Genomic DNA, 398 nt, shown 5'->3' on the forward strand with positions numbered 1-398 from the left:
AACTCGCTTAAAGAAAGAAGATAATAAAAAGTTTTTAAAAGAAGTTGACTTCCACGAATATGGATGATATATTAGTACATGTCGCTAATGCGAAAAAACATTCTTTCTTTTTTTAAAAAAAGTTTGTTCGTAGAAGTTGACCGTGATGAAATGATGTGTTATTATATAAAAGTTGCTCCTAACAGCAACATAATAATTGCTCTTTGAAAACTGAACAAACAAAACGTCAACAATAATCGTTTTTATAACTCGCGTTATAAAGATGAAAAACAAGTAACAAAAAGCTAGAGTTTAGCAAATGAGCTAATCTTACTCTTTATCGGAGAGTTTGATCCTGGCTCAGGACGAACGCTGGCGGCGTGCCTAATACATGCAAGTCGAGCGGACTTAAAAAGCTT

General features: G+C 33.4%; 1 rRNA gene. It reads left to right on the forward strand.

Annotation, left to right across the window (positions count from 1 at the left end):
* Positions 1–316 precede the first annotated feature (316 nt).
* Positions 317–398, forward strand: a 16S ribosomal RNA gene (locus tag M3600_RS28660); the annotation flags it as partial.

Source organism: Niallia sp. MER 6 (assembly GCF_023714395.1).
Classification (GTDB): domain Bacteria; phylum Bacillota; class Bacilli; order Bacillales; family Cytobacillaceae; genus Niallia.